The sequence below is a fragment of the Geodermatophilus obscurus genome, assembly GCF_900115395.1.
Taxonomy (GTDB): Bacteria; Actinomycetota; Actinomycetes; order Mycobacteriales; family Geodermatophilaceae; genus Geodermatophilus; species Geodermatophilus obscurus_B.
The window spans coordinates 93,068-109,382 of sequence record NZ_FOWE01000005.1; the positions used below are offsets into that span (position 1 = coordinate 93,068).

Consider the following 16,315-nt stretch of genomic DNA (forward strand, 5'->3'; position numbering starts at 1 on the left):
CGTGTGGGCCGCCGTCCGCACCGGGCCGGGTCAGCCGGCCGCCGCTCGTCTCCGCCCGGTGCCGAGGACGACGCCGGCCACCAGGTCCAGCGCCGCGTCGACCGGCTCGACGTCATCCGCCGGCAGGTTGAGGAAGCCGTGCAGCATCCCGGGCACGAGCACCTGCCGGACGTCGACGCCGGCCAGCGCCAGCGCCGCGGTGAACGCCTCGGCCGAGGCGCGCAGGTCGTCGTACTCGGCGTTGAGCAGCAGCACCGGGCACAGCCCGTCGAGGACGGCGTTCGCGGGCATCGCGTACCCGTCGGCCCGGCTCTCCGGCCCGCCCAGGTAGTTGCGCGAGATCGACGCCCGGTCCTCGGGCAGGAAGCGCAGCAGCCGGGGCACCTCGGTCATCAGCGCCGCGAGCGCCGTCGACGGGGCCGGGACGACGGCGTGCAGGGTCGTGTAGGCGAGCACGAGCGCCGCGGGGACCCAGGCGTCGTCGTCACGGAGCCGCAGCACGGCGCCGGTGGCCAGGTTGCCGCCCGCGCTGGCGCCTCCGACGGAGATGCGCCCGGGGTCGACGCCGAGCGCGTCGGCCGAGTCGCGGACCCAGCGCACGGCGGCGACGGCGTCGTCGTGGGGGACCGGGTAGGTGACGCCGCCGACGCAGAGCCGGTAGTCGACGCTCACGACGACCGCGCCGGCCCGCTGGCACACCTGCCGCGCGGTCCAGTCGGCCTCGGGCATGTCGAGGTCGCCCATGCGGAAGGCGCCACCGTGCAGCCAGACCAAGCAGGGCCGCCCGGTGCCGCCGCCGTCGGGCTCGTACACGCGGACGGGCACGTCGCCGTGCGGTCCGGGCGCCGACGCCGGCCGGGTCGCGACGGCCGGTGGCGCCGGCGCGCCCGCGATGGACAGGAACGCGTCCAGGCGGGCGCGCTGCTCCGGGTCGGCGAGCCCCTTCTCGAAGGACTCGATGCCCTCGAGCAGGGGCAGGTTCGCGGCGATGGCGGGGTGGATCGGCACGGTTCCTCCAGACAGGGGTGAGCCAGGCCACCCTCGGCAGGTGGACCGCCGTCAGGCCATGCCCGTGCCATCAGGCGGCACGCCGCTAGCGCCCGAGCGGCCGCCGGGCGCCGAGCTCGCGGGAGATGGCCCGCGCCGCCGTGCGCACCGCCGGACCGAGCAGCCGCGCGTCCGCCCGCTCCTCGGGCACCACCACCGACAGCGCCGCCGCCGGCCGGTCCTGGGCGTCGAACACGGGAGCGGCGACGGAGACCAGCGGGTTGGGGACCTTGCGGCGGAAGTGGGCCAGCCCCTCCCGGCGGACGTCGGCGAGCGTGCGGCGCAGCGCCGCCTCCGACACCGGGACCCGCTCTGGCTCGTGCAGCAGCGGCCGGGCGAGGTACTCCTGCTGCACGTCCGGGTCGGCGTAGGCCAGGAGCACCAGCCCGACGCCGGTGGAGTGCAGGGGCAGCCGGCCGCCGACCTGGTAGAGGACCGGCGTGGCGGCGTGCGCCGACAGCCGCTCGACGAGCACGGCGTCCCCGCCCTCGCGGACGGCGAGCAGCACGTGCTGGCGGGTGACCTCCTCCAGGTCGCCCATGTACGGCATGGCGACCTGCCGCAGGCCGCGGGCGCGCGGGGCCAGCGAGGCGACCTCCCACAGCCGCAGGCCCACGGTGAACCGGCCGTCGGCGCCGCGCTCGAGCGCCCCCCACGCCTGTAGCCGCCCGGCCAGGCGCAGCGCCGAGCTGGTGGGGATGCCGCTGCGCCGGGCGAGCTCGCCGAGGGTCAGCGCGGGGCGGGCGGCGTCGAAGGCGGCCAGCAGGGCGAGGGCCCGGTCCACCACCGGGTCGCCCTGCGGCGGCCGGCGGCCGCGGACCCTCGGCGCGGGGGAGGGGACGTCGGTCACCCGCCGGTCACCTCCCGGTCACTGATGAGGCCTGCACCACACTCGCGTTCCATTCAACGGCATCGTGCCTGACGCCACATCCCGGTCGTCCTCATCGTCTACGTCAGCCGGGCCGAGCAGCCCGCACGGCCGCCGGTCGGCCGTCCAGACCCCTCGCGTCCGTCGAGGATGAGGAGCCAGGACACGATGAACAGAAGCACCCTCTCGTCGCGCCGGACCACGCGACCGCTGCGCGCCCGCCTCGGTGCGGTGACCCTCGCGCTGGCGACCGCCACCACGCTGGCCGCCTGCGGCGGCAACGGCGGCGGTGGCGGCGCCGGCTCCGCGAGCGCCGAGGGCACGCTGACCTTCGCCTACGACGCGGACGCGGCCCCGACCGGCTACGACCCGCTGCTGTACTCGCAGGGCCAGTTCACCTTCTTCTCCGCGCTCTACGACGCGCTCTTCGTGACCCAGGCCGACGGCACCGTCGCGCCCAGCCTGGTCACCGAGTTCGCCAACGACGCGGAGAACACCCAGACCACGCTGACCCTGCGCGAGGGCGTCACCTTCACCGACGGCTCGCCGCTGGACGCCGAGCTGGTCAAGGCCAACCTCGACCGCCGCAGCGACCCCGACCTCGAGGCCTACGGCGCCCTGGCGCCGGGCGGGGCCAGCGAGATCACCGACGTCACGGTGCAGGACCCGCAGACCGTGGTCATCACCTGGGCCCAGCCGCAGGCGCGGCCCGACAGCAACCTGGTCGACACCGCCGGCGTCATCGTCGGCCCGGCCGGCATCGCCGACCCGACGTCGCTGGAGACCACGCCGGACGGCTCGGGCGCCTACACGCTCAACACCGACGAGACGACGCGGGCGAGCACCTACACGCTCGACAAGAACGACGAGGCGTGGGCCGCCGACGAGTGGACCTACGACACGATCGTCTTCGACGTCATCACCGACCCGCAGGCGCTGGCCAACGCGGTCGTGTCCGGCCAGGCCGACGTCGCGACCGTGCTCGACCCGACGACGATCGACCTGGTCGAGGAGCGGCAGAGCACGGTGAGCGTCGGCGGCACCATCGTCGGCTTCCCCGTGACCGACAAGACCGGCGCGACCAACCCCGCCTTCGCCAGCGAGCAGGCCCGGCTGGCGATGATCTACGCCACCGACCGCGAGTCGCTCGTCGCCGACCTGCACGACGGGTCGCGCCCGACCTCGCAGCTGTTCCCCGAGAGCGCCCCCGGCTTCGACCCGGCGCTGGACGAGGAGTTCGGGTACGACCCCGACCGCGCCCGCGAGCTGCTCGCGGAGGCCGGGTTCCCGGACGGCTTCGACGTGAACTACACGGTGCTCGGCCAGCCGGAGGAGGACGCCGTCGCCATCCAGAGCCAGTGGGCCGAGGTGGGCATCCGGCTGAACTTCGTCAACGCGACGTCGACCGACCAGGTGTTCGCCGCGGTGCGGACCGACCCGGTCATCTTCGGCCCCTTCACCGTCGGTGCGAACCCGGCGGGCTTCGTCGCCGGTGTGCTCTACGGCGGCTTCATGAACATGCAGGGCGCGGAGGAGCCGGAGATTGAGGGGTCGCTCGGCGCTGCCCTCGGTGCCACCGGTGACGCCCAGGAGCAGGCGCTGACCGACCTCAACCGGGCCATCACGGCCAACGGCTGGTTCGTCCCGGTGTACGAGGACTTCGTCTACGCCGGCTACAACGCCGAGTCGGTCGCCGAGCCGTCCTTCGCCGGGACCAACGCCTACCTGGTCCTGTCGCAGATCCAGCCGGCCAGCTGAGGCCGCCGGCCGGTGGCCGCGGACCCCTCTGCGGCCACCGGCCACCTCCTCGCCCTCCTGACACGGCACCCACGGACAAGGGACCCGAGATGCTCGCCTACGTCGCCAAGCGACTGGCCCTGGCGGTCGGCACCGTGCTCTCAGCGGTCGTGATCGTCTTCCTGCTGGTGCACGCCAGCGACACCACCCCCGGCGCCGTGCGCGCCGGCGCGGGCGCCACCGCCGAGCAGGTCGCCGCGGAGAACGAGGCCCTCGGCTGGAACCGTCCGCTCTGGGTGCAGTTCACCGACTACGTGGGGCAGCTCGTGCAGGGCGACCTCGGGACCTCGCTCGTCGACGGTCGCGACATCGCCGCCGACATGGCCGACCGGCTGCCGGTGACCGCCTCGATCGCCCTGTTCGCCACGCTGCTCTCGGGCCTGGTCGGGGTCTTCCTCGGCGTCACCGCTGCCGTCCGCGGCGGCCGCCTGGGCCGGCTGATCACCACCGGCAGCGGTGTCGCCCTGTCCCTGCCGGCCTTCTGGGTGGGGATCCTCTTCGTCTACCTGCTCTCGCTGCAGCTGGGGTGGTTCCCCGCCACCGGCTACACGGAGTTCTCCTCCGACCCGCTCGGGTGGGCCACGAGCATCGCGATCCCGGTGCTCACCCTGGCCGTCGGCGGTGCCGCGATCATCGCCCGCACCGCCGCGGCCGGCATGCGCGAGGCCCTCACCCAGGAGCACATCCGCACCCTCCGGGCCATGGGGACGCCCCGGTGGCGGATCCGGTACGTGCACGCGCTGCGCTACGCCAGCGTGCCGGTGGTCTCCACGCTCGGCATCCAGTTCATCGCGCTGTTCGGCGGCTCGGTGATCATCGAGAACCTCTTCGCGCTGCCCGGCCTCGGCCAGGCCAGCCAGGTCGCCGCGTCCTCGAGCGACTTCCCGGCGCTGGTCGGCGTCGTCGTCGTGGCCACGGTGGTCGTCGTCGTCACCAACCTGCTGCTCGACCTCGTCGTCGCGGCCCTGGACCCCAAGGTGCGGACCCCATGAGCGTGCTGCCCCTCGACGCGGCCGACGAGGTCGCCACCGAGCCCGTCCCGCCGGCCCGGCGCCGTCGCGGCCTGCCCGGCTTCCTCCGCCGTCCCGGCGGGGTCTTCGGCGCCGCCTGGCTGACGTTCGTCATCGTGGCGTCGCTCACCGCGTCGCTGTGGCGGCCGTTCGAGCCCGGCCAGCAGGACACCGCCAACCGGCTCGCGCTGCCCTCGGCCGAGCACTGGCTGGGCACCGACCCGCTGGGCCGTGACCTGCTCTCGCGCATCTTCAGCGCCGGGTCGCTGCCGCTGCTGTCCTCGGCCCTCATGCTCGTCGTCGCCTTCGGCATCGGCCTGCCGCTCGCGCTGATCGCCGCCGAGCGCGGCCGCCGGGTCGAGCGGGTCATCAGCCGGGTCACCGAGGTCTTCCTCGCGCTGCCGGCGACCATCCTGCTGCTGGCGCTCATCGGCGTGATCGGCAACCGGCTCTACCCGGTGATGGCGGTCCTCGGTGTGCTCATCTCCGCCGCGGTCTACCGCGTGCTGCTCGGGGTGGCGCAGTCGGTGCGGCAGCGGCTCTACGTCGACGCCGCCCGGGTCAACGGCCTGGGCTCGCTGCGGGTGAACCTCGTCCACGTGCTGCCCTCGATGGCCACCGTGGTGGCGGTGCAGGCCGCGCAGCTGTTCGGCATCGGCCTGCTGATCGTCGCGGGCCTGGCCTTCCTCGGGTTCGGGCCCGGCGAGCCGGAGCCCAGCTGGGGCTTCATGATCCAGGACGCGTCGGGCTACATCTACACGTCACCGTGGCTGATGGTCCCCACGGGCCTGGTGCTCGCGCTGACGGTCGTGGCGGCCAACGAGCTCGCCGACGCCCTGGCGGGCAAGGCCGCCGCCGCTCGCGGGACCGGCCGTCGCCGTCGCCCCCTGCGCCGGGCCGTCGCGGCCGCCGCCGTGCCGGCCGGCGCCCCGGCCGACCCGGCCGCCGTCCTCGAGGTCCGGGACCTCACCGTCTCCGTCGACGACGGCCCGGACCTGGTCACCGGCGTCTCGTTCTCGCTGCGGAAGGGCGAGGTCCTCGGCCTGGTCGGCGAGTCCGGCTGCGGCAAGACGATGACCGCCCGCTCGCTGATGGGGCTGCTGCCCGACGGCGTCTCGGTCACCGGCGGCTCGATCCGCTGGCGGGGCCGCGAGCTGGCCGGCCTGTCCGAGGCCGAGATCGACCGGGTCCGCGGCCGGGAGATCGCGATGATCTCCCAGGAGCCGATGGTGGCCCTCGACCCGATGTTCTCGATCGCCACCCAGCTGGTCGGCCCGATCCGCCGCTTCCGCGGGGTGGGGCGCTCGGAGGCGAAGCGGATCGCCGCCGAGCTGCTGCGCAACGTCGGCATCGTCGACGCGCAGCGGGTCCTGAAGAGCTACCCGCACCAGCTGTCCGGCGGCATGGCGCAGCGGGTCTGCATCGCCCTGGCGCTGACCGGTGAGCCGGAGCTGCTGGTCGCCGACGAGCCGACCACCGCGCTCGACGTCACGGTGCAGGCGGAGATCCTGTCACTGCTGCGCGCGCTGGTCCGCGACACCGGCCTGTCCGTCGTCATCGTCAGCCACGACCTCGGCGTGGTCGCCGACATCTGCGACTCGGTGGCGGTCATGTACGCCGGCGAGGTCGTCGAGGCCGGCACCGCCGCCGCCGTGCTGGACGAACCCGCGCACCCGTACACGATGGCGCTGCTCGGGGCGAACCCGCACGTGCCCGAGGGCGAGCCGGTGCCCGAGCGGCTGGCCTCGATCGCGGGCACCGTCCCCCCGCCCGGCTCCTGGCCGACCGGCTGCCGGTTCGCCACCCGCTGCCGGTTCGTGCAGGAGAAGTGCACGGTGCCGTTCCCGGTGCTGCCCGCCCACGGGGAGGGGTCGGTCCTCTGCACCCGGGTCGACGAGCTCTCCCGCGAGCACGCCGTGTGGGAGCCCGAGCACGCCGGCGACGAGATCGCGTCGCCGCTCGCACCGCCCGCCCCCGTCGCTGGAGTGTCCTCATGACCACCGCCCCCGCCGGTGCCACGGCCCTCTCCGCCACCGTCCGCGTCCCCGCGCTGGAGATCCGCGACCTCGTCGTCCGCTACGGCTCGGGACGCAAGGCACGGCAGGCGCCGCCGGCCATCGACCGGGTCAGCTTCGACATCGCCCCCGGCGAGACCGTCGGCCTGGTCGGGGAGTCCGGCTCCGGCAAGTCGACGATCGGCAAGGCGGTGCTTGGGCTGCAGCCGCCGACGTCCGGGACCGTGAAGCTGCACGGGCAGGACATCACCGCGATGTCGCTCAAGCAGCGCAGCCGTCTGGTCGCCGACCTGCGGGTGGTGTTCCAGGACCCGTACTCCTCGCTCAACCCGGCGCGCACCATCGGCCAGACGCTGGTCGAGCCGCTGCGGCTGATGGGGGTCAAGGGCCCGGAGGCGCTGCAGAAGGCGCGCGCCGGCCTGGAGTCGGTCGGGCTCCCCGCCGACGCGGTGGACCGCTACCCGTCGCAGTTCTCCGGCGGTCAGCGCCAGCGCATCGCGATCGCCCGGGCGCTGGTGTGCGACCCCAAGGTCGTCGTCCTCGACGAGCCGGTCAGCGCGCTGGACCTGTCCACCCAGGCGCAGGTGCTCAACCTGCTCGCCGACCTGCGCGACCAGCGTGGGCTGGCGTTCCTGTTCATCGCGCACGACCTCGGCGTCGTCCGCTTCCTCTCGCAGCGCACGGTGGTGCTCTACCGCGGGCAGGTCATGGAGACCGGGCCGGTGGAGGCGGTCAGCCGGGCGCCCCGGCACCCGTACACCGTGGCGCTCACCGCCGCCGCGCCCGTACCGCGCCCGGCCGAGCAGGCCGCCCGCCGCGCGGCCCGCGAGGCCGCCGGGTTCGGCACCGCGGGGGCCGCCGCGCCGTCGGCCACCGGCTGCCCGTTCGTGCCGCGCTGCCCGCTGGCCACCGACGTGTGCGTCACCGAGCGGCCGCCGCTGCGGCTCGTCGAGGGTACCGAGGCCGCCTGCCACCACGCCGAGCGCGTCCCGGCCTTGTGACGGCCGCGGCACACGACGGGTCGGGGGCGCCGCACCCGCTCCGCGTCGAGCACCTCGACGAGCCGCTCGGCATCCGGACGACGGCGCCGCGGCTGTCCTGGCAGCTGCCCGACGGCGCCCGCGAGCAGGTCGCGTACCGCCTGACCTCCGACGACGGGTGGGACACCGGCTGGGTGGATGACTGCGGGCACCTGTTCGTGCCCTACGCCGGCCCGGCGCCCGGGTCGTCGCAGCGGGTGCACTGGCGCGTGCAGGTCCGCACCGACCTCGGCGAGAGCCCGGTGTCCGAGCCCGCCTGGTTCGAGACCGGCCTGCTGTCGGCCGGGGACTGGCAGGCCTCCTGGATCGAGCCCGGCCGGATGCCGGGCGGCCCGGCGGGGGAGCGGCCGGCGGCCCTGCTGCGGGGGGAGTTCGACGTCGACCGGCCGGTGGTCGCGGCGCGGCTGCACGCCACGGCCCAGGGGCTCTACGAGGCGTTCCTCAACGGGCAGCGGGCCGGCGACGCCGAGCTCACGCCCGGCTGGACGCAGTACGACGCCCGGCTGCAGGTGCAGACGCTGGACGTCACCGACGCCGTCCGGCCGGGCCGCAACGCGCTCGCCGTCGTCCTCGCCGACGGGTGGTTCCGCGGGCAGATCGGGATCACCCGCGCCGCCGACCAGTGGGGCGACCGCACCGCCGTCCTCGCGCAGCTGCACCTGACCCACGACGACGGCACGGTCACCGTCGTTGGCACCGGGCCGGACTGGCGCAGCGCGCCCGGCCACGTGGTCGCCGCCGACCTGATCGCCGGGGAGCGCTGGGACCTGCGCCGGCTGCCCCGCGGCTGGGACGCGCCCGGCTCCGACGACTCCGGCTGGGACGCCGTCCAGGTGGTCGAGCACGGCCTCGGCGGGCTGGTCGACTCGCCGGCGCCGCCGGTGCGCCGCGTGGCGGAGCTGGTCCCGGTGTCGGTGACCCGGCTCGACGCCGACCGGCAGGTGGTCGACCTCGGGCAGGACGTCAACGGGTGGGTGCGGCTGACCGACCTCGGCCCCGCCGGGACGACCGTGACCCTCACCCACGGCGAGTGGCTCGGCCCCGACGGCGACGTCACCACCGACCACCTCTGCCCGGCGGTGCCCTTCCTGCCGTACCCGCTGCCGGCCGGCCAGGTCGACACCGTCGTGAGCGCGGGCGTCCCCGGCGACGCCTTCGAGCCGCGGCGCACCACCCACGGCTTCCGCTACGTGCGGGTGGAGGGCCACCCCGCCGACCTCACCCCCGACGACGTCCGCGGCGTCGTCGTGCACACCGACATGCGGCGCACCGGCTGGTTCTCCTGCAGCGACGAGCGCGTGACCCGCCTGCACGAGGCGGCGGTGTGGAGCCTGCGCGGCAACGCCTGCGACGTCCCCACCGACTGCCCGCACCGGGAGCGCGTCGGCTGGACCGGCGACTGGCAGCTGTTCGTGCCGACCGCCGCCTTCCTGTACGACGTCGCCGGCTTCTCCACCAAGTGGCTGCGCGACGTCGCCGCCGACCAGTGGCCCGACGGCACGGTCGCCAACGTCAGCCCGATGCCGCGCTCGGAGGGCAGGGACAGCCCGGTGTCCTTCCTCAACGGCTCGGCCGGCTGGGGCGACGCGGCCGTGATCGTGCCGTGGGAGCTCTACCGCGCCTACGGCGACACGGCGGTCCTCGCCGAGCTGTGGCCGACGATCGTCCGCTGGCTGGACCGGGCCGAGCGGACGGCCCGCGAGCAGCGCCACCCGGCGCGGGCCGCGCGCCGACCCGGGCCCGCGCCGCACGAGCAGTGGCTGTGGGACACCGGCTTCCACTGGGGCGAGTGGCTCGTGCCGGGGGAGGAGGTCGGTGACTTCGGTGCCTTCGTGGCGTCCGACGAGGGGCACGTCGCGACGGCGTACCTCGCGCACAGCGCGGGGCTCGCGAGCCGGGTCGCCGCCGTGCTGGGCCGGGACGACGACGCCGCGCGGTACCTGGAGCTCGCCGACCGGGCGCGCGCCGCCTGGCGGGCCGAGTACCTCGACGACGACGGCCGCCTGGTGCCCGACACCCAGGCCGACCACGTGCGCGCCCTGGCCTTCGACCTGGTCCTCGACGGGCAGCGCCCCGCCGTCGCCGAGCGGCTGGTCGAGCTGCTCCGCAAGGCCGGCACCCACCTGGGCACCGGCTTCCTCGCCACGCCGTACCTGCTGCCGGTGCTCGCCGACGCCGGGCACCTCGACGTGGCGTACGAGCTGCTGCTGCAGGACACCGAGCCGTCCTGGCTGACGATGGTCGACCGCGGCGCCACCACGGTGTGGGAGCGCTGGAACGGGGTGGACGCCGACGGGGTGCCGCACGAGTCGCTCAACCACTACTCGAAGGGTGCCGTCGTCTCCTTCCTGCACCGGTACGTCGCCGGCATCGAGGCGGTCGAGCCCGCGTACCGCCGCTTCCGCGTCCGGCCGCGTCCCGGCGGCGGGCTGTCCTCCGCCGAGGCCGCGCACGAGTCGCCGTACGGCCGCATCGAGTCGGCCTGGCGGCTCGACGGCGACACGTTCCGCCTGCACGTCGTCGTCCCCGCCGGGACGCAGGCCGAGGTCGTCCTGCCCGACGGCACCACCACGACCGCCGGCCCCGGCCGGCACGAGTTCACGAGCACCGACCCGACGGAGAGCACCCGATGACCGCCACCGCCCCTCCCGACGAGTGGGCCGGGCCCGCCCGGTTCCTGCCGCCGCCGCCGGCCACCCGGCGCGACGACGGCGCCCGCCACTTCTCCGGCGTCACCTACGCCGTGGCCTTCGGGTACCGGCCGCTGCAGCTGGACGTGTGGGTCCCCGACACCCCGGCACCCCCGCCGCTGGTCGTGTGGGTCCACGGCGGCGCCTGGATGATCGGCGACCGCCGCGAGCTGCCCGAGACCCTGCGTCCCGGCCAGGTCTTCGACGCGCTGCTGGCCGCCGGGCTCGCCGTCGCCACGATCGACTACCGGTTCGCGCTGGAGGCGCCCTTCCCGGCGCAGCTGCACGACGCCAAGGCCGCGGTCCGCTACCTGCGCTCCTTCGCCGGCGAGCTCGGCGTGGACACCACCCGCATCGGCGTGATGGGGGAGTCGGCCGGGGGGCACTTCGCCGCGCTGGTCGGCCTGACCGGGCACCGCGCCGACCTGGAGGGCACGGTCGGCGTCGTCGGCCCGTCGAGCGCGGTCGACGTCGTCGTCGACTGGTACGGCGTCTCCGACCTCGACACCATGCCGCGCCAGGCGCCGCCGCCGGAGATCGCCGACCGGCTGCCCGAGGAGCTGCGCGTCCCGCCGGAGGAGCACCTGGTCGCCGGCCTGACCGACGCCACGCGGGCGGACGCCAGCCCGGTCACCCACGTCACCGCCGGCGCCCCGCCGTTCCTCCTCGTGCACGGCACGGCCGACTGGCTGGTGCCCTTCGCGCAGAGCGAGCAGCTGGCCGCGGCACTGCGGGAGGCCGGTGTGCCCGTCGAGTTCGAGGCCGTGGACGGCGCCGGGCACATCTGGCAGGGCTCCGACGACGTCGACGGGATCGTCGACCGCTCGGTCCGCCACCTCGCCGACGCGCTGATCGGAGCACGGGCGTGAGCGACCTGACCGTCGGCGCCGTCACCGTCGAGCACCACCGCGAGCCGCTCGGCATCGGCGAGACGGCACCGCGCCTGTCGTGGGTGACGTCGACCGAGCTGCCGGACTGGCGGCAGGCCGCCTACGAGGTGGAGGTCGAGCCGGAGGACGGGCCGGCGTGGTCGTCGGGCCGCGTCGACTCCGACACCTCGGTGCTCGTGCCGTGGGGCGCGCCGCCGCTGACCAGCCGGGAGCGGCGCACCGTCCGCGTCCGCGTGTGGGGCGCCGGCGACGCGCAGCCCTCCGGGTGGAGCGAGGACGTCGTCGTCGAGGCGGGGCTGCTCGAGCCCGAGGACTGGACGGCGGTCCTGGTCCGGCCGGTGCTGCCCGAGGGCGAGGAGCCGGCCGTCCTGCTGCGGCGGGAGTTCACGCTCGACGCCCCGGTCGTCCGCGCCCGGCTGTACGCCACCGCGCAGGGCGTGTTCGAGGCCGAGCTCAACGGCGCGCCCGTCGGCGACGAGGTGCTGGCGCCCGGCTGGACCAGCTACCGGCACCGGCTCCGCTACCGCACCCACGACGTCACCGCGCTGCTCTCCGAGGGCGCCAACGCCCTGGGCGTGCACCTCGCCGACGGCTGGTTCCGCGGCCACCTCGGCTTCACCGGCAAGCGGCACTGGTACGGCGACCGGACCGGGGCGTTCGCGCAGCTGGAGGTCGAGCACCCCGACGGCTCGCGCACGGTGGTCACCACCGACGGTTCCTGGCGCTCGGCGCCCAGCTGGCTGACCCGCGCCGGCCTCTACTCCGGCGAGACCGCCGACCTGCGCCGCGAGGTGCCCGGCTGGTCGGCGCCCGGCCTCGACGACGCGGACTGGACGCCGGTCGAGGCCGGCGACCTCGATCTCGCCACGCTCGTGGCCCCGACCGGCCCGCCGGTGCGACGCACCGAGGTGCTGCCCGCGGTGTCGGTGTCCACCTCACCGTCGGGGAAGGTGCTCGTCGACCTCGGCCAGAACCTCGTCGGCCGGCTACGGCTGCGCCTGCCCGACGGCCCGGCCGGCACCGAGGTCACCGTCCGGCACGCCGAGGTGCTCGAGCACGGCGAGCTCGGCACCCGCCCGCTGCGCGCCGCGCGGGCGACCGACGTCGTCGTCCTCGACGGGAACGGCCCGCGCACCTGGGAGCCGCGGTTCACCTTCCACGGCTTCCGGTACGCCGAGGTGACCGGCTGGTCCGGCGAGCTGACCGCCGACGACCTCGAGGCCGTCGTCCTGCACACCGATCTGCGGCGCACCGGGACGTTCACCTGCTCCGACCCCGACGTCGAGCGGCTGCACGAGAACGTCGTGTGGGGGATGCGCGGCAACTTCCTCGACATCCCGACCGACTGCCCGCAGCGCGACGAGCGGCTGGGCTGGACCGGCGACCTGCAGGTGTTCGCGCCGACCGCGTCGTTCCTCTACGACACCACCGGCATGCTGCGCTCCTGGCTGGCCGACCTGGCCGCCGAGCAGCGGGAGTTCGACGGCGTCGTCCCGATGTACGTGCCGTTCCTGCCGCTGCTGCCGTTCCCGCAGCAGGCCGAGACCGGCTGGGGCGACGCCGCGGTCGTCGTCCCCTGGGTGCTGTACCAGCGCACCGGCGACGCCGGGCTGCTCGCCGACCAGTGGGAGTCGATGACCGGCTGGATCGACGCGTTCGCCGCGCGGGCGGGGGAGGAGCTCGACTTCCCCGGAGGCGGGTTCTCCTTCGGCGACTGGCTCGACACCGCCGCCCCGCCGGACAACCCGGCGGCCGCCCGGACGCCGTGGCAGTGCGTGGCCACCGCCTACCTGGCCCGCTCGGCACGCACGGTCGCTCAGGCGGCGGAGGTGCTGGGCCGCGACGGCGCGCGGTTCGCCGAGCTGGGGGAGCGGGCAGCCGCCCGGTTCCGCGCCGAGTACGTCTCCCCGAACGGCCGGGTCGCCTTCCCGTCGCAGACCGCCTACGCCCTGGCCCTGGAGTTCGACCTGCTCGAGCCGGCGCAGCGCGGGCACGCCGGGCGGCTGCTGGCCGACCAGGTGCTGAAGGACGGGTTCCACATCGCGAGCGGATTCCTGGGCACGCCGCTGGTCACCGACGCGCTGACCGGGGCCGGGGAGCTGGCCACCGCCTACGAGCTGCTGCTGCAGCGGGAGAACCCGTCGTGGCTGTACCCGGTGACGATGGGCGCGACGACGATCTGGGAGCGCTGGGACTCCATGCTCCCCGACGGGTCGGTCAACCCCGGCGACATGACGTCGTTCAACCACTACGCGCTCGGCGCGGTGGCCGACTGGCTGCACCGCACGGTCGCCGGCCTGGCCCCGGCCGCGCCGGGCTACCGGCGGCTGCGGGTGGAGCCCCGTCCCGGGCCGGGGCTCACCTCGGCGGCGGCCACCCACGAGACGCCGTACGGCACCGCGTCGGTGTCGTGGGCGCTGACCGGCGGGACGGCGTTCGCGCTCGACGTCGTCGTCCCGCCGAACACGACCGCGGAGGTCGTGCTGCCCGACGGCAGCGCACCGGGAGAGGTCGGCTCCGGCCGGCACGCGTTCACGTGCGAGATCGAGGAGCCCCGCCCGGTGGAGAAGCCGGCGCTGTTCTTCGACCCGGACGCGCACGCGTGACCCCGCGCCCCGTCGTCCCCGGCTTCCACCCCGACCCGAGCGTGGTCCGGGTCGGCGACACGTACTGGTTGGTGCACTCGAGCTTCGAGTACGCCCCCGGCGTCCCGCTGTACCGCTCGACCGACCTGGTGACGTGGGAGCAGGCCGGGCACGTGCTGGCCCGGCCCTCGCAGCTCGACTTGTCGGCCGCGCCCGGGTCGGGCGGGATCACCGCGCCGACGATCCGCCACCACGACGGCCGGTTCTGGATGGTCACCACCAACCTCGCCGACGGCGGCTGGCAGGTGCTCGTCTCGGCCGAGGACCCGCTCGGGGAGTGGTCGGACCCGCTGCGGATGACCGGCGTGCGCGGCATCGACCCCGACCTCGCCTGGGACGACGACGGCACGCTGCTGGTCAGCTACGCCGGCTTCGGCGCAGGCGGCCCGGCCGGGCTCGTGCAGCAGGCCGTCGACCCGGTCACCGGCGCCGCGCTCACCGGGCGGCGGCCGCTGTGGCAGGGCACCGGCGGGCGGTTCCCCGAGGGGCCGCACCTCTACCGGGTGGGCGACCTCTGGTACCTGCTCATCGCCGAGGGCGGCACCGAGCGCGGGCACGCGGTGACCATCGCGCGCGGGCCGTCGCCGGCCGGGCCGTTCGAGCCGTGCCCGTCCAACCCGCTGCTCACCCACCGCGGCGTCGAGTCGCCGGTGCAGAACACCGGCCACGCCGACCTGGTGCAGCGGCCCGACGGCAGCTGGGCGGTCGTCTTCCACGGCGTGCGCCCGCGCGGCGCCAGCCCGCAGTTCCACGTCCTCGGCCGGGAGACCTTCGCCGCCGAGGTCGAGTGGGTCGACGGCTGGCCGCGGCTGGGGGAGTGGCTGACCCCGCCGGACGGCACCGTCGAGGTCGCCGACGACCTCTCCGGCCCCGCGTGGGTCGCGCCCCGGCGGTTCCCCGGCGAGCTGCTGACCCAGGTGGAGGGCGGCTGGCGGCTGACCGCGGCCGACCCCGACCCCGCGTCGGAGGACCTCGCGTTCGTGGGCCGCCGCCAGGAGCACGAGGACGCCCGCTTCCGTGCCGTCGTGCGGGCCTCCGACGGGGTCGGCGGGCTGTCCCTGCGCATCGACGCCCGGCACCACCTCGACCTCGAGGTCGACGGCGACCGCGTCCGCGCCGTCGCCCAGGTCGGCGCGCTGCGCTCCGTGCTCGGCGAGGCGGAGGTCGCCCCCGGGGACGTGACCCTCGAGATCCGCACGCTCCCCGGCGAGGGGCACTTCTCCTCGACGGCGCTCGCCCCCGACGTCCTGGTGGCCGGCCTCGTCGGTGTGGGCGGGTTCGCCGAGCTGGGCCGCCTCGACGGGCGCTACGTCTCCACCGAGGTCGCCGGCGGCATGACCGGACGGCTCGGCGGCGTCTGGTGCGCGCGCGGCGAACTGCACGTCCGCTCGACCACCTACCGCGGCGCCGACGACCCGGCCGCCGCCTGACTCCGGAGGAACGCGTGTCCCTGCGCATCACACGACGCTGCCGCGTCGTCGTCGACAACGACTGGGCCGGTGACCCGGACGGCCTGGTCGCCCTCGCCCACCACCTGCTCAGCCCCGCCAACCGGGTGGACGCGGTGACCAGCTCGCACTTGAACCCGGTGTTCGGGCCACCCGAGGGCACCGCGGAGAGAGGCGCCCGGTTCGCCCAGGAGCTGGTGGACCTGGTCGGCGGCCCCCGGCCGGCGGTCGCCGCCGGCTGCGACGTGGTCCTGGACGCAGGCGACACCCGCTCGGCCGCGGCGGACCTCATCGTCGCCGAGGCCCGGCGGGACGACCCGTTGCCGCTGCTGCTCGTCTGCGCCGGGCCGCTCACCAACGTCGCCCAGGCACTGCGGCAGGCGCCGGAGATCGCGCAGCGGCTGACGCTGGTCTGGGTCGGCGGGGCACTGGACCCGGCCGCCTTCGAGTACAACCGGGAGACCGACGCCGAGGCAGCCCGTGAGGTGCTGGCCCGCACCGACCTCGCCGTCTCCCAGTTCCCGCTGGAGACCTACCGGCGGTGCGAGTACTCCGTCGCCGAACTGGAGCAGGACCTGGGTGGGGCGGGCCGGGTGGGGGCGTGGCTGTGGCAGCGGTACGTCGAGCTGCCGATCCCCTACTTCGTGGAGCAGGGGGAGACCTGGCCGCTCGGCGACAGCCCGCCGTTGCTGCTGACCGCCCTCAGCGATGCCACCAGCGCGTGGACCGAGACCGCGTCCGCGCCCGGGGGTGCGTCCCGCCGCGTGTACGTCGACGTCGACGTCCGGCTGCTGGTCGCCGACCTCTACGCCAAACTGCGCCGGCACGAGCGGCAGGCGGTCGGGGCCTCGGGGCCGGTGTGACC

At 75.5% G+C, this 16,315-nt stretch carries 11 protein-coding genes; 9 read left to right on the forward strand and 2 right to left on the reverse strand.

Annotated elements, in window-relative coordinates; genetic code table 11:
* Positions 1-30: 30 nt before the first annotated feature.
* Positions 31-1,008, reverse strand: coding sequence for an alpha/beta hydrolase (locus tag BM165_RS11050; RefSeq protein ID WP_075013607.1), 978 nt, complete (start codon positions 1,006-1,008; stop codon positions 31-33).
* A gap of 85 nt (positions 1,009-1,093) precedes the next feature.
* Entirely contained in the window at positions 1,094-1,897 is an 804-nt protein-coding gene (locus tag BM165_RS11055) for an IclR family transcriptional regulator (RefSeq protein ID WP_075013608.1), read from the reverse strand.
* A gap of 186 nt (positions 1,898-2,083) precedes the next feature.
* Between BM165_RS11055 and BM165_RS11060 the strand changes: the two genes are divergently transcribed.
* From BM165_RS11060 to BM165_RS11100, 9 genes are all read left to right on the forward strand, one after another.
* Positions 2,084-3,673, forward strand: a complete 1,590-nt coding sequence (locus BM165_RS11060) for an ABC transporter substrate-binding protein (protein WP_075013609.1) — start codon at positions 2,084-2,086, stop codon at positions 3,671-3,673.
* An 89-nt stretch (positions 3,674-3,762) separates the two neighbouring features.
* Positions 3,763-4,704: an ABC transporter permease gene (locus tag BM165_RS11065; RefSeq protein WP_075013610.1), complete on the forward strand. Its 942-nt coding sequence runs from the start codon at positions 3,763-3,765 to the stop codon at positions 4,702-4,704.
* Complete coding sequence (locus tag BM165_RS11070) at positions 4,701-6,719, forward strand: dipeptide/oligopeptide/nickel ABC transporter permease/ATP-binding protein (RefSeq protein WP_075013611.1); 2,019 nt, start codon at positions 4,701-4,703, stop codon at positions 6,717-6,719. The genes BM165_RS11065 and BM165_RS11070 overlap by 4 nt, the downstream gene beginning before the upstream one ends.
* Positions 6,716-7,738: an oligopeptide/dipeptide ABC transporter ATP-binding protein gene (locus BM165_RS11075; protein ID WP_075013612.1), complete on the forward strand. Its 1,023-nt coding sequence runs from the start codon at positions 6,716-6,718 to the stop codon at positions 7,736-7,738. The genes BM165_RS11070 and BM165_RS11075 overlap by 4 nt, the downstream gene beginning before the upstream one ends.
* Positions 7,735-10,410, forward strand: a complete 2,676-nt coding sequence (locus BM165_RS11080; protein WP_075013613.1) for a family 78 glycoside hydrolase catalytic domain — start codon at positions 7,735-7,737, stop codon at positions 10,408-10,410. Before BM165_RS11075 ends, BM165_RS11080 begins: the two co-directional genes overlap by 4 nt.
* Positions 10,407-11,336 carry an alpha/beta hydrolase gene (locus BM165_RS11085; protein ID WP_075013614.1) on the forward strand — a complete coding sequence of 310 codons (930 nt, stop codon included), beginning with the start codon at positions 10,407-10,409 and terminating at the stop codon, positions 11,334-11,336. The genes BM165_RS11080 and BM165_RS11085 overlap by 4 nt, the downstream gene beginning before the upstream one ends.
* Entirely contained in the window at positions 11,333-13,963 is a 2,631-nt protein-coding gene (locus BM165_RS11090; RefSeq protein WP_075013615.1) for a glycoside hydrolase family 78 protein, read from the forward strand. The genes BM165_RS11085 and BM165_RS11090 overlap by 4 nt, the downstream gene beginning before the upstream one ends.
* Positions 13,960-15,432: a glycoside hydrolase family 43 protein gene (locus BM165_RS11095; protein WP_075013616.1), complete on the forward strand. Its 1,473-nt coding sequence runs from the start codon at positions 13,960-13,962 to the stop codon at positions 15,430-15,432. Before BM165_RS11090 ends, BM165_RS11095 begins: the two co-directional genes overlap by 4 nt.
* A 14-nt stretch (positions 15,433-15,446) precedes the next feature.
* A complete protein-coding gene (locus tag BM165_RS11100; RefSeq protein ID WP_075013617.1) occupies positions 15,447-16,313 on the forward strand; it encodes a nucleoside hydrolase in 867 nt (288 codons plus the stop codon).
* Positions 16,314-16,315: the final 2 nt, after the last annotated feature.